We start from the raw sequence: 19148 nt of genomic DNA, 5'->3' as shown, positions 1-19148 counted from the left end.
CCGGCCTGCGCCGGGGCGGGGCTCGGTCCCGGGGCTCTGCCCCGGACCCCGCTCCTCGATCGCCGGAGGGGCTGAGATCTCAGGTCCCCGGCGATTGAATCCCAGGGCCGACGGCCGCATGTCGACCCCGGGGCGGAAGGATTCAGCCCGTCCGGCGTTTGAGGACGAGCGAGGCGCAGCCGGCGATTTACCGCTCCACCGCCGCCGGAGACCCAGGCAGTGGCCTGCCCGCAGATTCCGTCAGGTACCAGACCGCGACGCCGCCCACGACCGCCGCCGCCATCATGTAATACGCGGGCATCATCTTGTCGCCCGTCGCCCCGATCAGCGCCGTCACCACCAGCGGTGTCGTGCCGCCGAAGACCGACACGGAGATGTTGAAGCCGATGGAGAGCGAGCCGTAGCGGACCTTCGTGGGGAAGAGCGCGGGGAGGGTCGCCGGCATCGACGCCGTGAAGCAGACCAGGAGCAGGCCGAGCGCCCCGAGACCCAGGCCGATCGCCCAGAGGGACCCCTCGCGGATCAGGAGGAGGGCGGGGACGGAGAGGAGGAGGAAGCCCGCGCAGCCCGTGGCGATCACCGGACGGCGGCCCACCCGGTCCGTGAGCGCGCCGACGAACGGCTGGGCGCACATCATCAGCGCCATGACGGCCAGGATGACGAGCAGCCCGTGCGTCTCGTCGTACTTCAGCTCGCTCGTCAGATAGCTCGGCATGTACGAGAGCAGCATGTAGTCGGTGACGTTGAAGACCAGGACCAGGCCCATGCAGAGGAGGAGCGCCTTCCACTGCCCGGTGACCATGTCGCGCAGCCGGACCTTCGCGCGGGTCTGCTCGTCCTTGTGGGCCTTCTCCAGCTCCGCGGCGAACGCCGGGGTCTCCTCCAGCCGCATCCGCAGATACAGGCCGATCAGACCCATCGGGCCCGCGATCAGGAAGGGGATGCGCCAGCCCCAGGAGACCAGGTCCTGCGACGACATCATGGCCGTCATCAGCGTCACCAGGCCCGCGCCGCCGATGTAGCCCGCCAGCGTGCCGAACTCCAGCCAGCTGCCGAAAAAGCCCCGCCTCTTGTCGGGGGAGTACTCCGCGATGAACGTGGAGGCCCCTGCGTACTCACCGCCGGTGGAGAAGCCCTGCACGAGCCGGGCCAGCAGGAGCAGTACCGGGGCCCAGACGCCGATGGTCGCGTAGGAGGGGATCAGGCCGATCGCGAACGTGCCCGCCGCCATCATGATCATGGTGAGGGCGAGGATCTTCTGGCGGCCGACGCGGTCGCCGAGCGGGCCGAAGACCATGCCGCCCAGCGGGCGGATCAGGAAGGCCGCGGCGAAGGCGCCGAAGGTGGAGAGCAGCTGGGCCGTGGGGTTGCCCGAGGGGAAGAAGACCTTGCCCAGCGTCACGGCGATATAGCTGTAGACGCCGAAGTCGAACCACTCCATCGCGTTGCCGAGGGCGGCCGCCTTCACCGCGCGCTTGACCATCGCGGGGTCGATGACGGTGGCGCCCGCGGGGCCGTCCGGGGCGGCCGCGTGCTGGGGCCGGGGACGGGGCCCCCGTGCGGGCTCGGGCTTCCGGAGTGCGACGGATGTGGCGCTCGGCAAGGGTTCGCTCGCCCGCTTTCGGTCGACGACAAGGACGGAGCCGCCCACGGAGACCGGGGCAGCCCGAAAAGCGACCTTAGGTGCATCAGCCATCATTACGTTCGGTGCCCGGTTGACCGCATAGCGCACCGAAAGGGCGGTTATCCAGGTCAAACGGCATTTCCTGTGGCGGGAGGGACAAGCCGCACTTGTGATCTATGTCGCGGCCCGGGCCGGGAACCGCGCCCCGTCGGCCTGCGCGGACCCTCGCGCTGAGACGGCCGCTCGCGCTGCCGAGGGGATTTCGGCCGGTTTCGGGTTGGATACGGCCGATAAAAGCCGATAGAAAGCGGTGTGACCGTCAGGTGAAGAGGCGGTTGCGTGCGTCCCTCTCAGCGGGGCGCGACCCCTCCGGGCCGCATCCGGGCCCACGACCGGGCCGCCGCAACCGGGCCCCGCACAGACAGGGCCGCACATGACGATCGGGCGGGAGGTCCGACGGGGCGTGGCGAACGTGGAGCACAGCGGATCCGGCGATGCCGTGGGCGCGGGGCAGGCCGACGGACCCGGGACGCGGATCGGAGCGGCCCGCGCCGTCCTCTGGCTGATCGCCGCGGTCCTGGCGATCCGGCAGGTGGCCGTCGTCCTGCGCACCCCCGAGGGCGAGCGCCTCACCGACCTGGAGACCTGGCTCGGGCCGAACGGCGTACTGCACGTCAACGGCTCCCTCTATGACGCGGACAGGTTCACGGGACCGCCCTTCACGGGACCGCCCTTCACGGGACCGCCCTTCGCGGGCCTCGTCCTCAAACCGCTCGCCCGCTCGGGAGAGCAGGCCCTCGGCTGGGCCTGGACCTTCGGCACCCTCGGCCTCGTCGTCGTCCTGGGCCTGATCGCCGCCCGCGCCCTCCCCCGGCCCGTCTCCCGGCGCACCTCGCTGCTCGCCGCCCCCGTGGCGATCAGCCTGCTGATCCTGTCGCTGCCGGTGCGCAACACCCTTCACCTCGGCCAGACCAGCATCATCCCGGTCCTCCTCGTCCTGCTCGGCCTCTTCGCCGTGCGCGGCGAGCGTCCGAGCGGCCTCCTGATCGGCATCGGCGCCGCGCTGCAACCGACCATGCTGCTCTTCGCCGGCCTCCTGTGGTTCACCGGCCGCAAGAAGGCCGCCGCGTCCACCGGCGTCTCCTTCGCCGCCTGCACGGTCCTCGCCTGGGCCGCGATGCCGCACGACTCATCGACGTACTGGGTCCACCACCTCGCGGGAGCGGGTCTCGGCGCGAGCCCGGACGCCAACGCCAACCAGTCCCTGCACGGCATGCTCCTGCGCCTCGGTCTCGAAGGGCCCCTGGAGACAGGTCTCTTCCTGCTCCTGAGCGCCGCCGTCGCCCTCCTCGGCCTGCGCCGCGCCGTGCGCTACGCCAAGGACGGGCAGCTGCTCCTCGCCACCGCGATCACCGGCTGCGTGGCGGTCGCGGTCTCGCCGACGACCTGGCAGCACCAGCTCCTGTGGGTGCTCTTCGCGGTGGTCGGCAGGGTCGGCAAGCGCCGGTCGGACCGGTACGTGTGGCCGGTGGCCGTCGTCCTCATGTCGACGCTGCCCGCCACGATGATGCTGCCGCACATGCCGGTCACCGAACCGGTCCGCGACAACGTCGTGCTGATCACCGCCCTCGCCGCCGCCGTCGCCGTACCGTTCCTCCTCCGCGCGCACCCGCAGTACGAGCACCCGATCCCCACCGACTACGCCGCTCCCGCCCCGGCCCGCTGGAGCCGGGTGCCGCTGCTGCCGTTCTGGCGGCGCGTGCTGACCCGCCCGAACCTCCTGCTGGAACTCCTCCTGATCCGCGTCGGCTACTCCGCGTACCAGCAGGTCAGGCTCGCCGCGACCGGTGGCACCATCTCCGGGGGCCGGGCCACGGCCGAGCAGCACGGCGAACAGATCCACGCGATCGAGAAGTTCCTGCGCATCGACGTGGAGCACTGGTTCAACCACCTGACGGCACGGACCGGTTGGCTGGAGGACTTCTTCAACTTCTACTACACGTCGTTCCACTTCGTGGTGCCGCTGAGCGTCCTCGCCGTCCTCTACGCGCGCCGCCCCGCCGAGTACCGCTGGGCGCGCTCCGCGCTCGGCTTCGCGACCGTCCTCGCCCTCGTCGGCTTCTGGGCCTACCCGCTCGCCCCGCCGCGCCTGATGCCGGACCTCGGGTTCGTCGACACGGTGCACGGCGTGCAGGACTTCAGCAAGCCGAACTACGGCACGCTGACCGACCTCACCAACCAGTACGCGGCGATGCCCTCGCTGCACTTCGGCTGGTCCCTGTGGTGCGGCCTGGTCGTCCTGGTCGTCGCGCCCAAGGGGTGGATGAAGGCGCTCGGCCTGCTGCATCCGTTCCTCACGCTCTGCGCGATCGTCGGCACCGGCAACCACTGGGTGCTCGACGCGGCGGGCGGCGCGGCCGTGGTCGGGGCGGGCTTCGGCCTCACCTACCTGCTCACGGGGTCCCGCGTGAGCAGGCCCCTGAAGGCCCCCACGGCCACCGAAGCCGCCGGGGCGCCGCCCCTCACCCACACGTCGAAGCACTCGGCGAAGGACGGTACCCCGAGCTGATCCGGTAGGTGCCGGGGCCGGGCACCGAGAGCCGGGTGTACTCGCCGTCCTGCTTCAGGCAGGCCCCCTCGGCCCGGAGCCACGGCGAGTACACCAGGCGCACGGTCACCGAGCCCCGCCGCGGGACGCGCACCACCACGTCTGAGCCCGTGGCGCGCACGACGGACGCGGGCTCAGACACCAGCGGCACCGGGTTCTTCACCCGGAAGATCCGCCAGTTGGCGTCCTTCCACACCGGCTCCAGCCACTCGGGGCCGCTCGCCACCAGCTCCGCCTCGTCCTGCGCGAACCCGTCCGGCTTGCCCGAGGGCAGCACGACGTATCCCACGGCCCACCGGTCCAGCCAGGCGCGGTAGGTGGCCGCCGAGAACGTCCCGTCGTAGAAGAGGCGGCCGCGCTCGATGTCGAGCTGACGGTTCCAGCCGCGCGCCATGTTCACGTAGGGGGCGAGGGCGGTGGCCTCGCGGTGGTTGCGGGCCGGGACGACCTCGACGCGGGTGCGGTCGGCGCCCAGGCTCTCCAGCTCGCGCACCACGCCATGGGTGTCGACCGCCCACTTGGGCACCTTCGTGGACACGACGAGGTCGTCGACGGTCTTCTGCACGACCCAGCCGGAGCAGAGCACCAGCGCCACCGTCAGCGCGATCCGCCGCGCCCGGTCGCGCCCCGTCGCGAGCAGCGCCGCGAGCAGCGCGGCGGGCCCGACCAGCTCGGCGAGGCGCTCGACGTTGGTGCCGATCGGGGAGGGGATGAGATACGTGAGCACGGTCCCGACCGCGTAGACGCCCGCGCCCCAGCGCAGTACACGCCACTCGCGGGGGCCCGCGAGGATCAGCACCAGGCTGACCACGACGGGCGGGAAGATCCGGTCGAAGGGCATCAAGTGCTCGCCGGTGAACGGGAAGAGCACCGTCGTGGCCGCCACGACGAGGACGGGCGGCGCGATCAGCGCGGCGGCGTGCGTCCAGTCGCGTACGAAGAAGTAGCCCGCGCCCGCGACCAGCAGGAAGAGGCCGGCGACCGGCGATCCCATGGTGGCGAGCGCCGCGCAGACCACGGCGAGGCCGACGCGCCGCCGCTCCCGCACGAGCGCCAGACAGGCGGCGAAGGCGAAGGCGATGCCGAGCGCGAACGTCGTACGCCCCGACGCGACGTTGCACCACACGCCGAGCGAGGCGAGCACGGCGGGCCACAGGGGCTTGCGGATGCCGGTGCGCTCGACGAGCGCGGCCACCAGACAGGCGCCCGCGACCCCGGAGAGCACCGTCACGGTCCTCACTCCGACCGCGGCCATCAGATAGGGCGAGATCAGGCTGTAGTTGGCGGTGTGCATGCCGCCGTACCAGAACAGGCTGTACGCCGCCGTCCCGTGCTCGGAGGCGAACCGCGCCCAGGCCTCCTGCGCGGCGAGGTCGCCGCCGCCCGTCGCGAGGAACGCCGCCCACACCGCGTACAGGGGAAGGGTGGGGGCGGTGGCGAGCAGCGGTACGCGGTGCCGTCGGCAAAACGCCCGGAAGGAGGACTTCCGCTCGGTGGGCGCGCTGCCGGACGGGGCGATCGAGAACTCGGCAGAGACCACGGCCACCGTTTCCGTTCGGAGTCTTGGAGAGGCAAGGTTCACCTCTCCAGACGCGGCGCGCAACGTAGACGTTGGTTCCGTAAAGAAGGCCGGCGGGTCAGCGGGTGCTGACCTGGAGTTCCTTGACGCCGTTGAGCCAGGCCGAACGGAGCCTGCGCGGGTCGGCCGCCAGCCGCAGGCCCGGCATGGCGTCGGCGATCGCGTGGAAGATGAGGTTGATCTCCAGGACCGCGAGGGACTTGCCGAGGCAGAAGTGGGGGCCGCCGCCGCCGAATCCGAGGTGCGGGTTGGGGTCGCGGGTGATGTCGAAGGCGCCCGGGTCGTCGAAGACTTCGGGGTCGTGGTTGGCGGAGGAGTAGAAGATGCCGACGCGGTCGCCCCGCCTGATCCGGGCGCCGCCCAGCTCCGTGTCCCGCGTCGCGGTGCGCTGGAAGGAGACGACCGGGGTCGCCCAGCGCACGATCTCCTCCGCCGTCGTGTCGGGACGTTCGCGTTTGTACAGCTCCCATTGGTCCGGATGGGTGAGGAAGGCGTGCATGCCGTGGGTGATGGCGTTGCGGGTCGTCTCGTTTCCGGCCACCGCCAGCAGGATCACGAAGAAGCCGAACTCGTCCCCCGAGAGGTTGCCCTCGTCCTCCGCCGCCACGAGCCGGCTGACGATGTCCTTGGCCGGGCACTCCTTGCGGGCCGCGGCGAGGTTCATCGCGTAACTGACGATCTCCAGTGCCGCCTCGGCGCCGATCTCCTCGGTGATGGCGTACTCCGGATCGTCGTACCCCGCCATCTTGTTGGACCAGTCGAAGATCTTGGAGCGGTCCTCCTGCGGAACCCCGATCAGCTCGGCGATGGCCTGGAGCGGCAGTTCGACGGCGACGTTCGTGACGAAGTCGAAGGCGCCGTCGGGGCCCGCCTGCTCCAGCGCCGTCGTGACGATGGAGCGGGCGCGCTCGCGCAGGGCCTGTTCCAGCGAGCGGATGGCGCGGGGCGTGAAGCCGCGCTGCACGATCTGCCGGACCCGGGTGTGCTCGGGCGGGTCCATGTTGAGCATGATCAGCTTCTGGACCTCGATCTGGTCGCGGCTGATCGACTCGTTGAAGCGGATGACCGCGGTGTTGAGGTTGGAGGAGTACAACTCCGGGTGTGTGGAGACGTACTTGACGTCCTCGTGCCGTGTGACGGCCCAGTATCCCGCGTCGTCGAAACCGGAGACGCGCGGCCGCTGGGCGATCCAGCGCACCGGTTCCGTCTGCCGCAGCTGTGCGAACTCCGGGAGGGGCACGCGGTCTTGAAGCAGGTCCGGGTCGGTGAAGTCGAACCCGTCGGGCAGCGCTGGACAGGGCATCGGCAACTCCTGGCGTGAGCTGAGTTCTGACGTGCCGTCAGCAGGCTTGGCAGGCAAGGTAGTAACGGGTTCTACAAGAGGCAAGGCCCATGGAGGGGGCGGTTGGGCGCGCGCCCCGCGCAAGGTGCGTGCACGACCCTTGCGGCGCCGGGGTCCCGCTCAGCAGACTGCAGAACAGAACTAGAACGCGTACTAGTTCCTCCCGCGAGGCGCCGGGACGGCTCGCGGGACATGGACGGAGAGGACCAGCCCCATGGCCGCGGAACCTGTCATCGTCGAAGCCGTACGCACCCCCATCGGCAAGCGCGCGGGCGCGCTCGCCAACCTCCACCCCGCCTATCTGCTCGGGGAGACCTACCGCGAACTCCTCGGACGCACCGGCATCCACGCCGACTGCGTCGAGCAGATCGTCGGCGGCACGGTGACCCACGCGGGGGAGCAGTCGATGAACCCCGCGCGCACGGCGTGGCTCACCATGGGGCTTCCGTACGAGACGGCGGCGACGACCGTGGACTGCCAGTGCGGCTCCTCGCAGCAGGCGAGCCACATGGTCGCCAACATGGTCGCGGCCGGGGTCATCGACGTCGGCATCAGCTGCGGGGTCGAGGCGATGTCACGAGTGCCGCTCGGATCCGGCTCCAAGCATGGTCCGGGCAAGCCCTTCCCCGACGAGTGGAACGTCGATCTGCCCAACCAGTTCGAGGCCGCCGAGCGCATCGCCCGCAAGCGCGGCCTCACCCGCGAGAACGTGGACTCGCTCGGCCTCATCTCGCAGGAGAGGGCGGCCACCGCCTGGTCCGAGGAGCGCTTCAAGCGCGAGACGTTCGCCGTCCAGGTGCCCACGACGGAGGAGGAGCAGGCGGCTGGGCAGGGCATGTGGCGGCTCGTCGACCGGGACGAGGGGCTGCGCGACACGACGATGGAGGCGCTCGGCGGGCTCAAGCCCGTCATGCCGACCGCCGTGCACACGGCCGGCAACTCCTCGCAGATCTCGGACGGCGCGGCGGCCCTCATGTGGGCGTCCAAGCGCATGGCGCGGGCGCTGAAGCTGAGGCCGCGGGCGCGGATCGTGGCGCAGGCGCTGGTCGGCGCCGACCCGCACTTCCACCTCGACGGGCCGATCGACGCGACGCACGCGGTGTTAGGCAAGGCGGGCATGTCCCTGAAGGACATCGACATCGTCGAGATCAACGAGGCGTTCGCCTCGGTGGTGCTGAGCTGGGCGCAGGTCTTCGAGCAGGACCTGGAGAAGGTGAACGTGAACGGGGGCGCGATCGCGCTGGGCCACCCGGTGGGGGCCACCGGGGCACGCCTCATCACGACGGCCCTGCACGAGCTGGAGCGCAGGGACAAGGAGTTCGCGCTGGTGACGATGTGCGCGGGCGGCGCGGTGGCGACGGCGACGATCATCCAGCGCCTGTAGAAAGCCGCTGGAACCACAAACGCCGGGCGGGCTGGATATCCAGCCCGTCCGGCGCTTGGCATTCAGCCCGCGCGGCGCTGGCATCTCAGCCCGTCCGGCGTTTGAGGACGAACTCGGCGAAGCCGGTGATCTGACGGTGAGGCGATCTGGCGGTGCGATACAAGCCCGCTAAGGGCGCCCCGCCAGACTCAGTACCAGCCGTTGGCCTGCCAGTGGTTCCACGCGCCGACAGGGCTGCCGTAGCGCTCGTTCATGTACTTCAGGCCCCACTCGATCTGGGTCTCCGGGTTGGTCTTCCAGTCGGCGCCCGCCGAGGCCATCTTCGAGCCGGGCAGCGCCTGGACCAGGCCGTAGGCGCCGGAGGAGGAGTTCGTCGCGTTGACGTCCCAGCCGCTCTCGTGCGAGACGATCTTGTCGAACGCGGCGAACTGCGCGGGGTCCGAGATCTTCGCCTTGGCGATCGCCTTGGCGGAGGTCGGGGCGGCGGCGGGAGCGGCGGCCGGGGCGGTGGCCTTCGCGGTGGTCGGGGTGGCTGCCTGGGCCGGGGCCGCGGCGAAGACCATGCCGGTGGCGGCAGCGGCGACGAGGCCGCCGGCGAGGGTCTTCTTCGGGGAAGCGATGCGGCGGATGAGCGAGGCGGACACAGAGGACCTTCCGGTGGGGGGCGGGGCTGTCGCGGTGCGTGCCGTGGAACGTGGGGGACATGCGGAGGCGCCGAGTTCCCGAGGGGACGTCGGCGCCCTGCGACTCATCCAGAGAAACAGGCTCAGGACGCCGCCGCAATGACCCCTTTTACTAGTGGAAGTCGCACCTGAGTCGAATGTCCCGTCTGTGATCCGGCTCTCAATCCCCAGGTCAGCGCGGTGATTGATGCATGTACATCAAGAGATCCGGTCTACGGGCCCGCCTAGTAGAGGACCAAGGTCCTGTGGGCCGCCTCACGGATACGAGGCCTCGATGTCACGCAGAGCGCGGAGCCCCTTACGGCTTGGGCGCCTCGAATGTGACCGGCGCCTCGAAAGCCGCCCGCCGTGTGGCCCGGCGCAGCGCCTTCAGAACGGCGGGCCCGAGCGTCAGGCTCAGCAGGACCGTGACGACGGCCCGCGGCAGGTCCCAGCCGAGCGAGGTGGCCAGGCAGTACGCGATGAAGCGGCCGAGGTTCTCCGCGAGGGGGTCGCCCGGCTGGAAGGAGACGCCGGTGGCCATCCCGCCCAGGTAGGGCCAGCCCTGGAGGTTCATGGCCGTGCCGTACAGGACGGCGGAGACCGCCCCATAGGCCGCGAGCAGCCACAGCTCGCGGCGCCCCCGCAGAGTGTCGGCCCCCGGAAGCAGCCCCGCCCCCATGCACACCCAGCCCATCGACAGCATCTGGAACGGCATCCAGGGGCCGACGCCCCCGGTGAGCAGCGCCGACGCGAACATCGACACCGCCCCGAGCACGAATCCGAAGCCGGGCCCGAGCACCCGCCCGCTCAGCACCATCAGGAAGAACATCGGCTCGATGCCCGCCGTGCCCGCGCCCAGCGGGCGCAGCGCGGCGCCCGCGGCGGCCAGCACCCCGAGCATGGCGATCGCCTTCGCGTCCAGGCCGACGTCCGCGACGGTCGCCACGACCACGGCGAGCAGCAGCGGCAGCAGCGCCGCGAACAGCCACGGCGCGTCCTGCGCGTGCTCGGCGAACCCCGAACCCCCGCTGGACAGCAGCGGCCACCCGAAGGCGACCACACCCACCGCGCTGACCAGCGCGAGCGCGGCGATCGAGCGGGGCCCCAGGCGAATGGGGCGGGCCCGCCGGGCGGTGCCCACCGCGCGCTCTCCGGCGGGGTTCACGACGCTCCCTCCGCCGCGCCGAGCGCCTCGCGCACCTGCGCCACCGTCAGCCACTCCCGCGGCGCCAGGATCTTCGTGACCTGCGGCGCGAAGGCCGGTGACGACACCACGACCTGCGGGGTCGGGCCGTCCGCGACGACCTCGCCGTCCGCGAGGATCACCACCCGGTGGGCGATCTCGGCGGCCAGCTCCACGTCATGCGTGGCCAGCACGATCGCGTGCCCCTCGGCGGCCAGGCCCCGCAGGATCGTGACCAGGCGGGCCTTGGCCGAGTAGTCCAGGCCGCGGGTCGGCTCGTCCAGGAGGAGCAGCGGCGGGCGCGCGGCCAGCACGATCGCCAGGGCCAGCGCCAGACGCTGGCCCTCGGAGAGGTCCCGGGGGTGCGTGTCGTCCGCGATGCCGGGCAGCAGCTCGCTCACCAGCGCCCGGCACGTCCCGGGCCCGGCGCCCGCGTCGTGGTCGGCGGCGGCGCACTCGGCGGCCACCGTGTCCGCGTACAGCAGGTCACGTGGTTCCTGCGGGACCAGGCCGACGTGCCGGATCAGCTCGCGGGGGGCCGTGCGGTGGGGGACGGCGCCGCCGACGCGGACGCTGCCCGATGTGGGTTCGAGGAGGCCGACCAGCGTGGACAGCAGCGTGGACTTGCCGGCGCCGTTGCGGCCCATCAGGGCGACGGTCTCGCCGGAGGTGACGGTGAGGTCGACGCGGCGCAGCGCCTCGACCCGGCCGCGCCGCACGGCCAGGCGTTCGACGGCCGCCGCGGGTGGCTGGTGTGTCCGGGGTGCCTGGTCGGGCGTACGTCCCTTGCGCAGCCAGGGCCGGCGGGCGGGGGCCGCCCGCTCCGCGGTGCGTACGGCCGTCGCCTCCTGGCGCGGTTCCGTCCCGGCGAGCCGGTCCCGCAGCGGGCCCGCCCTGCGCCGCGCGTCCCGCACGGTCAGCGGCAGCGGCGACCAGCCCGCGAGCCGGCCGAGCGCGACGACCGGGGGATATACGGGGGAGCGGGCCATCAGCGCGGCCGGGTCGCCGAGCACCGGCGGCTCGCCCGGCGCGGCGAGCAGCAGTACCTGATCCGCGTACTGCACGACCCGCTCAAGGCGGTGCTCGGCCATCAGGACGGTCGTGCCGAGGTCGTGGACGAGCCGCTGGAGCACGGCGAGGACCTCTTCGGCGGCGGCCGGGTCGAGTGCGGAGGTCGGCTCGTCGAGGACGAGGACCCGGGGGTGCGGGGTGAGGACCGAGCCGATGGCGACGCGCTGGCGCTGCCCTCCGGAGAGGGTGGCGATGGGCCGGTCGCGCAGCTCGGCGAGGCCGAGCAGGTCCAGGGTCTCCTCGACCCGCCTGCGCATCACGCCGGGGGCGAGGCCGAGCGACTCCATGCCGTAGGCCAGCTCGTCCTCGACCGTGTCCGTCACGAAGTGCGCGAGCGGGTCCTGGCCCACGGTCCCGACGACGTCGGCGAGCTCCCGGGGCTTGTGCGTACGGGTGTCGCGGCCCGCCACGGTGACGCGGCCGCGCAGGGTGCCACCGGTGAAGTGCGGCACGAGCCCGCTGACCGTGCCGAGCAGTGTCGACTTACCGACCCCGGAAGGGCCGACGAGCAGCACCAACTCGCCTTCCGGGACGGTGAGATCGACCCCTCGCACGGTGGGCGCGGCACCCCCCTCGTACGTCACCGAGACATCCTCGAAGCGGATCATGAGGTCTCCTCGGGAGGTACGGGGGGTACGGGGGTCGAGGGCGCCTGCTCCCCCGTGGGCACCGGCGCCACGAAAGCCGGAAGCAGGCCGAGCAGGGCCGCCGCCGCGGGCCACAGGGGCAGGGTCGGGGCCACCAGCGGTACGACGCCGGGGTGCAGCGCCTGCATGTCGTACGACGCGGACCAGATCGTCAGGCCAGCGACCGCCAGGCCCGAGCCGGCGACCAGCCAGGCGCGCACGCCCCACGCGTCGGGGCGGTAGCGGGTGCGCACGGCGCGGCGCCCGCCGAGCCGGAGCCCCGCCAGTGCGGCCAGCAGCCCGGCGCCGAGCAGAGGCAGCCCGTAGGCGGCACCCTGCGCGGTGAGCAGTCCGTACGTGCCCACGCATACGCCCATCAGCCCGCCCAGCGTCAGCACGGCGGTGAGCCTGCGCACGCCCGCGGGGACGGCGGCGGTGCGCCCGAAGCCGCGCGCGTCCATCGCGGCGGCCAGCGCGACCGACCGCTCAAGGGCACCTTCCAGGACCGGAAGACCCACCTGGAGCAGCCCGCGCACTCCGCTGTCCGGCCGCCCGCGCAGGCGCCGCGCTGCCCGCAGCCGCCGCACGTCCCCGATGAGGTTCGGCGCGAAGGTCATCGCCACGACGACGGCGACCCCCACCTCGTACAGCGCGCCCGGCAGCGACTTGAGCAGCCGGGACGGGCTGGCGAGGGCGTTCGCGGCGCCGATGCAGATCAGCAGGCCCGCCAGCCTGATCCCGTCGTAGAGCGCGAAGACCATGCCCTCCGCCGTGACCCGCCCGCCGATCCGCACGCCCTTGGCCCAGTCGGGCAGCGGCACCTCGGGCAGCGTCACGAGGACGTGCGTACCCGGGATCGGCGAGCCGAGGACGATCGCGAAGACCAGCCGGATGCCGATGACGACAAGCCCCAGCTTCACGAACGCGCCGTACGACTTCGCCCAGGGGGCCGAGGTCCGCCGGGCCGCCACGACATAGCCCGCGACGCCGATCAGCAGCCCGATCAGCAGCGGGTTGGTCGTCCGGGACGCCGCGGTGCCGAGCCCGATGGCCCATACCCACCAGGCGCCCGGGTGCAGGGCGTTGCTCCGGTGCGCCTCGGGGGCGAGGCGGCGCCGCAGGAGGCCGCGCGTGCCGCTGCCGTGGTTCGTCATCGTGCTGTCCGTGTCCGGGGGCCGCGTCAGCCGCGGCGGCGCCGGGCCTGCCAGAACGCGGCCCCGCCGAGCAGCGCGACGGCGACGGCGCCCGCGATCAGACCGACGGAGGGCCCGCGGTCGCCCTCGCCCCCGTCCGCCTCCGGCTGCCGCTCGGTGTTCAGGCTGTCGTGGGAGACCTGCTCGCCGCAGCCCGACCTCGGGTAGCCGTCGATGGCGCACAGCAGCGCCTTGCTGTCGTAGCGCAGCGGCTTCGCGACGGAGGCGAGCGCGTCCGCGCTGGTGGCGTCCTCGGCGACCTGGGCGCAGGCCGTCCGCGGCGCGGGCGGGTTCTCGTCGTGGGGCGCGTCCTTCGGCAGCCCGAAGTCGATGACGAGGCCGACCCGCTTGCGGCCGTCCTCGGCGGGGGTGCTCGCGCAGATCTTCTTGAAGTCCGCGGGGCCGCGCGGCTTGGCGGCCTCCTTCGAGTTCTCGGAGACCGAGAAGCGGAACCCCTGCACGTCACCGTCCTCGGGCCGGGCGGTGCCGGGCCCCTGACTGGCGTACGTCCAGGTGTCGCCGTCCCGGTCCCAGAACGACCAGTAGCGGTAGCCGGCGGCCTGGGAGGGCGCGGCGGCGAGGACGCCGAGCAGGGCGGCGACGAACGCCGCGACCGCCATGCGCCCGCGCCACGCGCGCGAGGGCACCAGACGCGTCCGGCCCCGCGTCACGGCTGCTGCTTCTTGCGGTTGGCGCTGTAGAGGAAGCCGATGCCGATGCCCGCGACCATGCCGACGCCGATGATCCACCAGATGTTGGTGCCGCCGGCGCCCCCGTCTTCGTCCTTCTTCTCGTCGGAGTCGGAGGCCGACTCCGACGAGGACTCGGAGGACGTCTTCGCGGGTGGCCCCTGGGCGCCCAGCTGCTCGACGAGGTCGGCGCCGCCGAAGTCCCGCGGGTCCATGCCCGCGGCGTGGGCGGCGAGGACCAGCTGGGCGTAGGCGGCGGGACCCGACTCCTTCGCCCACTTCGCGGAGTTCTCCGCGAGCCACTGGGCGGACTTCTCGGCCTGGTCGCGCTGCCCGGCGGCGGCCAGCGCGAGCACGGCGTCGGCGGTGTTGCCGAGGTCCGGCTGGTCCTTGGCGCCCGGCATCGCGGACATCAGGTGGCCGTCGTTCTCACCGAGGACGTCCAGGAGGTAGCCCGTGCCGTTGCTCGCGGCCTGCGAGGCGGTGTCCGGCTTCGCGCACTTGGGGGCGGAGTCGTCCGCCTTCTTGGCGGGGGCCACCACCAGGCCCTTGCCGAGGCTGCCGAGGACACCGGCCGCGGTGGCGTCCGCGTTCGGGCTGAGCTTCTTGGACTTGGCGGCGGCGAGGCCGAAGGCGCCGCCGCCCTTGCCGCAGTCCATGGCGAGCTTCGGCAGCGCGTCGTAGGCGGACTTGCCGTCCCGCGACTTCACGCTCGCGGGGTTCTCGCCGGCGGCGACGAGCGCGCCGACCACGATGCCGGTGGAGTTGGCGTCGGTGGGCAGGCCCGGGTTGTAGCCCCAGCCGCCGTCCTTGTTCTGGACGGACTTCAGCCAGGCCACGCTCTTCTCGACCGTCTTGCCGAGGCTCTTGTCCTCGCCGCCGAGCGCGGCGAGGGCCTGCACGGCGGCGGCGGTGGAGTTGCTGTCGACCATCGTCTTGGAGTCGCACGGCTTGCCCGCGTCGGCGCGGTAGGCCGCGAAGCCGCCGCTCGCGCACTGCTGCCCGGTCAGCCAGGCAACGGCCTTGTCCGCGGGCTTCACACCCACGGTGTCCTGGGCGAGCAGGGCGTACGACTGCCGGAAGACGCCGTCGAACTTGGGGTCGGACTTGCCGTACAGGCCCGAGGGGAGCGCTTTCGAGGGCGACGGCGAGGCGTCGTCCGCGAAGGCGGCCGGTGCGGCGGCCGAGCCGAACACGGCGACGGCGGCCAGGACCGCTGCGCTGCGGCGAACGTTCATGATGCGGCGGGTTGCCTCTCCCTGCGGGGAGCGGGGCGGCACGGACCGTGCGCGCGGGCACGGCTTCCGGGCGGCTCCGGCTCCGTATACCTCGACGGTGCCGCTCATCGGGGGCCCCGATGAAGCGAGCCGGTCACGCTCCGCGCCGGGCATTCCGGCTCACCGCTGGACGCGGTACACGGAATGGGGCCTCCCCTGCTCGAGCGAAGCCGAGAGCTTGGGGAAGGGTCAGTGCCGGATTCGCACCGGCTTCCCCCTGCGCGGACGTGAGGACGACCCGGCCACTCTACCGGCCCCCTTCACACCGCCACGTACGTCACCGGATCACTGCCCGGCACCGCCTCCGCCCGCCCCAGCTTCACCAGGCGCCGCACGTGGGCCTCCGCCTCCGAGACCGCGATGTTGCGTGAGCCGTAGGGGATCTCGGCCCAGGGGCGGTTCCACTCCATGCGCTCGGCGAGCCGCCACGGGGTGAGGGGTTCGGCGAGGAGGGTGAGCAGGCCGGTCAGGCGTTCCTCGTGGTGGGCCAGGAGTTCGCGGACGCGGGCGGGGGCGTCGGTGAACGCGCGCTGGTGGGCGGGCAGCACCTCGGCCGGGGCCAGGCGGCCGACCCGTTCGAGGGAGTCGAGATAGTCGCCGAGGGGGTCGGTGACCGTGTCGTCCTCGGGGTCCTCGTGCAGGCCGATGTGCGGGGTGATGCCGGGCAGGAGGTGGTCGCCGGAGAAGAGGCGGCCGTTGCCCCGCAGGCCCGCCGGGTGGTCCTCCTCCAGGTGCAGGCAGACGTGGCCGGGGGTGTGGCCGGGCGTCCAGACCGCGCGCAGGCGGCGGCCCGGCAGGCCGAGGAGTTCGCCCGGGGTGATCGCGCGGTCGGGCAGGGCCGGGTCGAGGCCGGGCAGCGTGCGGGGCCGGCCCTCGTCCCTGGCGCGGACCAGCGGGGCGACGTGCTCGGCGGGGGCGCCCGCGGCGGTGAGCTTCGCGGCCAGGTAGCCGTACCAGCGCTCGGGAGGCTGGGCGCGGGTGCGGCGCACCACGGCGGCGTCCGCCTCGTGCATCGCGAGCCACGCCCCGGACGCCTCGCGGACCTTCGCGGACAGGCCGTGGTGGTCGGGGTGGTGGTGCGTGATGACCACGCCGTGCACGTCCTCGACCGCGACGCCGCACGTGGCGAGCCCGGCGGTCAGCGTGGCCCAGGACGCCGGGTCGTCCCAGCCGGTGTCGACGAGGACGGGCCCGGCGTCGGTGTCCAGGAGGTGGACGAGCGTGAAGCCGAGGGGGTTGTCGGGGATCGGGACCTTGATGCTCCAGACGCCCCCGCCGTGCTCGATCACCGGCGGTTCGGTCGTCCGCGGGGTCATGGAGGCCTCGTCTCTCGTCGCCGGGTGCCGCCACTATAACTAGAACTAGTTCCAATAGTCGCCCAAGTCTACTGGCCGGGCGACGAGTTGTCCGTCCGGCCCGTGGACTCCGCCAACTAGAACTGGTATCAGTTCTGAAACAGTGTCAGGCAGGGTCAGGCAGTGTCGGGAAGCGCCCCGCAGGAGGCAGTCAGCCATGACGGAGCTCGTGGAACACGGACAGCTGTTCATCGGCGGGGAGTTGGTGGACCCGCTGGGCAAGGGCGTCATCGACGTCGTCTCCCCGCACACCGGGCAGGTCTTCGCCCGCGTGCCGCACGCGGCCCCCGCCGACGTGGACCGCGCCGTCGCCGCCGCGCGCAAGGCGTTCGACGAGGGCCCCTGGCCCCGGATGACGCTGGACGAGCGGATCGAGGTCGTCACCAGGATCAAGGACGGCTTCGCGGTACGCCACGAGGAGATCGCCCGCGTCATCAGCTCCGAGAACGGCACCCCGTACACCTCCAGCGTGATGGTGCAGGCCCTCGCCGCGATGATGGTCTGGGACGCGGCGCTCACGGTCGCCCGCGACTTCTGCTACGAGGAGAGCCGCGACGGAATCCTCGGGAAACTCCTCGTCCGCCGCGAGCCGATGGGCGTCGTCGCGGCCGTCGTCCCCTGGAACGTCCCGCAGTTCACCGCCGCCGCCAAGCTCGCCCCCGCGCTGCTCGCCGGCTGCCCGGTCGTCCTGAAGACCTCGCCCGAAGCGCCGCTCGACGCCTACGTCCTCGCGGAGATCGCCGCGGAGGCGGGCCTCCCGGAGGGCGTGCTCTCGATCATCTCCGCCGACCGCGAGGTCAGCGAGTACCTGGTCGGCCACCCCGGCGTCGACAAGGTCTCCTTCACCGGATCCGTCGCCGCGGGCAAGCGCGTCATGGAGGTCGCGGCCCGCAACCTCACCCGCGTCACCCTGGAGCTGGGCGGCAAGTCCGCCGCGGTGGTCCTGCCCGACGCCGACGCGGCGAGCGCGGTCGCCGGGATCGTGCCGTTCGCCTGGATGATCAACGGTCAGGCGTGCGTGGCCCAGACCCGCATCCTCGTGCCGCGCACCCGTTACGAGGAGTTCGCCGAGGCCTTCTCCGCTGCGGCCCGCGCGCTGAAGATCGGCGACCCCCTCGACCCCGCCACCGAACTCGGCCCGCTCGTCGCGAAGCGCCAGCAGCAGCGCTCCCTCGACTACATCCGCATCGGTCAGGAGGAGGGTGCCAAGATCCTCGCGGGCGGCGGCCGCCCGCCCGGACTCGACCAGGGCTGGTATGTCGAGCCGACCCTCCTCGGCGGCGTCGACAACGCGATGCGCGTCGCCCGCGAGGAGATCTTCGGGCCCGTCGTCTGCCTGCTGCCGTACGGCGACGAGAGCGAGGCGGTGAAGATCGCCAACGACTCCGACTACGGACTCAGCGGCAGCGTCTGGACCGCCGACGTCGAGCGCGGCATCGACATCGCGCGCCGCGTGCGCACGGGAACGTACTCCGTGAACACCTTCAGCCTCGACATGCTCGGGCCCTTCGGCGGCTACAAGAACTCGGGCCTGGGGCGGGAGTTCGGGCCCGAGGGGTACGGCGAGTACTTCGAGCACAAGATGATCCACCTGCCGGCCGGCTATGAGGGGAGCGGTGCCTGATGGGCGACCGCTGGCACGTCGAGGTCGACCGGTCGGTCTGCATCGGCTCGGGGATGTGCGTGGTCACCGCGCCCGGCGGCTTCGCTCTGGACGCCGCCCGGCAGTCCCACCCCACCACCCCCGAGCGCGACGCCGACGAGCAAATCCTGGAGGCCGCCGAGGGCTGCCCGGTCGAGGCGATCACCATCACGCTCGCCGACAGCGGGGAGGTCGTCTTCCCGCCGGAGGACTGACCCGGCGCGAGGCTACCCGCGAGGCTCGGCCGTCAGGTCGATGAGGCGGCACACCGTCTCGATGTCGATCTTCACCTGGGCGATCGAGGCCCGCCCCGAGAGCCAGGTGATCAGCGCCGAGTGCCAGGTGTGCTCGATGACCCGCACCGCGGAGAGCTGGCGCGCGCTCGGCGGCTGCTCCAGGCCGATCGCGTCCAGGATGATCGCCGTCGTCAGGCGCGAGACCGTGTCGACCTCGGGGCTCACCGAGCGGTCGGCGAAGGTCAGGGCCCGCACCATCGCGTCCGCCAGGTGCGGCTCGCGCTGGAGGGCACGGAAGGCCCGCATCAGCGTCTCGGCGACCCGCTCGGCGGCCGTCTCGCCGGCCGGGGGGCGCTTGCGGATCGTCGTATGCATGTGCTGGAGCTGGTCCTGCATGGTCGCCACCAGCAGATGGACCTTGGAGGGGAAGTAGCGGTAGAGGGTGCCGAGGGCCACGCCCGCCGCCTCGGCGACCTCGCGCATCTGCACCGCGTCGAAACCGCCCCGGCTGGCCAGTTGCGCGCTGGCGTGCAGGATGCGGCGGCGGCGCGCCTCCTGACGCTCGGTGAGGGCCGGCGTCGCAGGGCTCGCCGCCTTGGCTTCCGCTGTCATGTAGATGCCCCTCCGAAACGCCTCGCGCGATCGCACAGCATGGCAGGGAGCCCGTCGTGGCG

General features: G+C 72.4%; 15 protein-coding genes. 4 read left to right on the top strand and 11 right to left on the bottom strand.

Translation table 11 applies throughout. The features are described 5' to 3' along the window. Positions 1–187: 187 nt before the first annotated feature. A complete protein-coding gene (proP, locus tag CP975_RS10420; RefSeq protein ID WP_246201454.1) occupies positions 188–1696 on the bottom strand; it encodes a glycine betaine/L-proline transporter ProP in 1509 nt (502 codons plus the stop codon). A 391-nt stretch (positions 1697–2087) separates the two neighbouring features. On the opposite strand from proP, the gene CP975_RS10415 reads away from it, so the two are divergent. Continuing rightward, the gene (locus tag CP975_RS10415; RefSeq protein ID WP_055534574.1) at positions 2088–4193 is read left to right on the top strand and encodes a bifunctional glycosyltransferase 87/phosphatase PAP2 family protein; all 2106 of its coding nucleotides are present in this window, start codon (positions 2088–2090) and stop codon (positions 4191–4193) included. Here CP975_RS10415 and CP975_RS10410 read toward each other — a convergent pair. After that, complete coding sequence (locus CP975_RS10410) at positions 4147–5751, bottom strand: hypothetical protein (RefSeq protein ID WP_167532804.1); 1605 nt, start codon at positions 5749–5751, stop codon at positions 4147–4149. The two genes, CP975_RS10415 and CP975_RS10410, sit on opposite strands and share 47 nt — an antisense overlap. 118 nt (positions 5752–5869) lie before the next feature. Further along, on the bottom strand, positions 5870–7114 hold the full coding sequence (locus CP975_RS10405) for a cytochrome P450 (RefSeq protein WP_055534564.1): 1245 nt from the start codon (positions 7112–7114) through the stop codon (positions 5870–5872). A 253-nt stretch (positions 7115–7367) separates the two neighbouring features. On the opposite strand from CP975_RS10405, the gene CP975_RS10400 reads away from it, so the two are divergent. Further along, entirely contained in the window at positions 7368–8537 is a 1170-nt protein-coding gene (locus CP975_RS10400) for a steroid 3-ketoacyl-CoA thiolase (RefSeq protein WP_055534563.1), read from the top strand. Positions 8538–8725: 188 nt separating this feature from the next. Here the strand turns inward: CP975_RS10400 and CP975_RS10395 are convergent, their stop codons facing one another. The 7 genes from CP975_RS10395 to CP975_RS10365 all read right to left on the bottom strand — a co-directional run bounded on the left by CP975_RS10395 (position 8726) and on the right by CP975_RS10365 (position 16557). Beyond that, on the bottom strand, positions 8726–9181 hold the full coding sequence (locus CP975_RS10395; protein WP_246201450.1) for an aggregation-promoting factor C-terminal-like domain-containing protein: 456 nt from the start codon (positions 9179–9181) through the stop codon (positions 8726–8728). 337 nt (positions 9182–9518) lie between these two features. Next, the gene (locus CP975_RS10390; RefSeq protein ID WP_246201449.1) at positions 9519–10367 is read right to left on the bottom strand and encodes an ECF transporter S component; all 849 of its coding nucleotides are present in this window, start codon (positions 10365–10367) and stop codon (positions 9519–9521) included. Next, entirely contained in the window at positions 10364–12064 is a 1701-nt protein-coding gene (locus CP975_RS10385; protein WP_055529901.1) for an ABC transporter ATP-binding protein, read from the bottom strand. Before CP975_RS10385 ends, CP975_RS10390 begins: the two co-directional genes overlap by 4 nt. Beyond that, on the bottom strand, positions 12061–13236 hold the full coding sequence (locus CP975_RS10380; protein WP_055529903.1) for an energy-coupling factor transporter transmembrane component T: 1176 nt from the start codon (positions 13234–13236) through the stop codon (positions 12061–12063). Before CP975_RS10380 ends, CP975_RS10385 begins: the two co-directional genes overlap by 4 nt. A 26-nt stretch (positions 13237–13262) precedes the next feature. Further along, positions 13263–13946 carry an SCO2322 family protein gene (locus tag CP975_RS10375; protein ID WP_425474237.1) on the bottom strand — a complete coding sequence of 228 codons (684 nt, stop codon included), beginning with the start codon at positions 13944–13946 and terminating at the stop codon, positions 13263–13265. Next, positions 13943–15202: an SCO2321 family membrane protein gene (locus tag CP975_RS10370; protein ID WP_055529907.1), complete on the bottom strand. Its 1260-nt coding sequence runs from the start codon at positions 15200–15202 to the stop codon at positions 13943–13945. The genes CP975_RS10375 and CP975_RS10370 overlap by 4 nt, the downstream gene beginning before the upstream one ends. 299 nt (positions 15203–15501) lie before the next feature. Beyond that, positions 15502–16557, bottom strand: a complete 1056-nt coding sequence (locus tag CP975_RS10365; RefSeq protein WP_055529909.1) for a Strvi_7410 family MBL fold metallo-hydrolase — start codon at positions 16555–16557, stop codon at positions 15502–15504. Positions 16558–16753: 196 nt separating this feature from the next. On the opposite strand from CP975_RS10365, the gene CP975_RS10360 reads away from it, so the two are divergent. Next, positions 16754–18220, top strand: coding sequence for an aldehyde dehydrogenase (locus CP975_RS10360; RefSeq protein WP_055529912.1), 1467 nt, complete (start codon positions 16754–16756; stop codon positions 18218–18220). Next, complete coding sequence (locus tag CP975_RS10355) at positions 18220–18453, top strand: ferredoxin (RefSeq protein ID WP_055529914.1); 234 nt, start codon at positions 18220–18222, stop codon at positions 18451–18453. Before CP975_RS10360 ends, CP975_RS10355 begins: the two co-directional genes overlap by 1 nt. A gap of 12 nt (positions 18454–18465) precedes the next feature. Here CP975_RS10355 and CP975_RS10350 read toward each other — a convergent pair whose 3' ends face one another. Continuing rightward, a complete protein-coding gene (locus tag CP975_RS10350) occupies positions 18466–19086 on the bottom strand; it encodes a TetR family transcriptional regulator (protein WP_055529916.1) in 621 nt (206 codons plus the stop codon). Positions 19087–19148 lie beyond the last annotated feature (62 nt).

It is taken from the genome of Streptomyces alboniger (assembly GCF_008704395.1).
GTDB classification, from domain to species: Bacteria; Actinomycetota; Actinomycetes; order Streptomycetales; family Streptomycetaceae; genus Streptomyces; species Streptomyces alboniger.
Note: the sequence above shows the minus strand (reverse complement) of the source record. Positions and strands in the feature narration are given on the sequence as shown.

Bases quoted from the DNA above. Each gene is read 5' to 3' on its own strand.
- CP975_RS10380 (WP_055529903.1), bottom strand. From the start codon at position 13,236: ATGACGAACCACGGCAGCGGCACGCGCGGCCTCCTGCGGCGCCGCCTC.
- CP975_RS10370 (WP_055529907.1), bottom strand. From the start codon at position 15,202: ATGAACGTTCGCCGCAGCGCAGCGGTCCTGGCCGCCGTCGCCGTGTTC.
- CP975_RS10385 (WP_055529901.1), bottom strand. From the start codon at position 12,064: ATGATCCGCTTCGAGGATGTCTCGGTGACGTACGAGGGGGGTGCCGCG.
- CP975_RS10360 (WP_055529912.1), top strand. From the start codon at position 16,754: ATGACGGAGCTCGTGGAACACGGACAGCTGTTCATCGGCGGGGAGTTG.
- proP (WP_246201454.1), bottom strand. From the start codon at position 1,696: ATGGCTGATGCACCTAAGGTCGCTTTTCGGGCTGCCCCGGTCTCCGTG.
- CP975_RS10365 (WP_055529909.1), bottom strand. From the start codon at position 16,557: ATGACCCCGCGGACGACCGAACCGCCGGTGATCGAGCACGGCGGGGGC.
- CP975_RS10405 (WP_055534564.1), bottom strand. From the start codon at position 7,114: ATGCCCTGTCCAGCGCTGCCCGACGGGTTCGACTTCACCGACCCGGAC.
- CP975_RS10350 (WP_055529916.1), bottom strand. From the start codon at position 19,086: ATGACAGCGGAAGCCAAGGCGGCGAGCCCTGCGACGCCGGCCCTCACC.
- CP975_RS10400 (WP_055534563.1), top strand. From the start codon at position 7,368: ATGGCCGCGGAACCTGTCATCGTCGAAGCCGTACGCACCCCCATCGGC.
- CP975_RS10355 (WP_055529914.1), top strand. From the start codon at position 18,220: ATGGGCGACCGCTGGCACGTCGAGGTCGACCGGTCGGTCTGCATCGGC.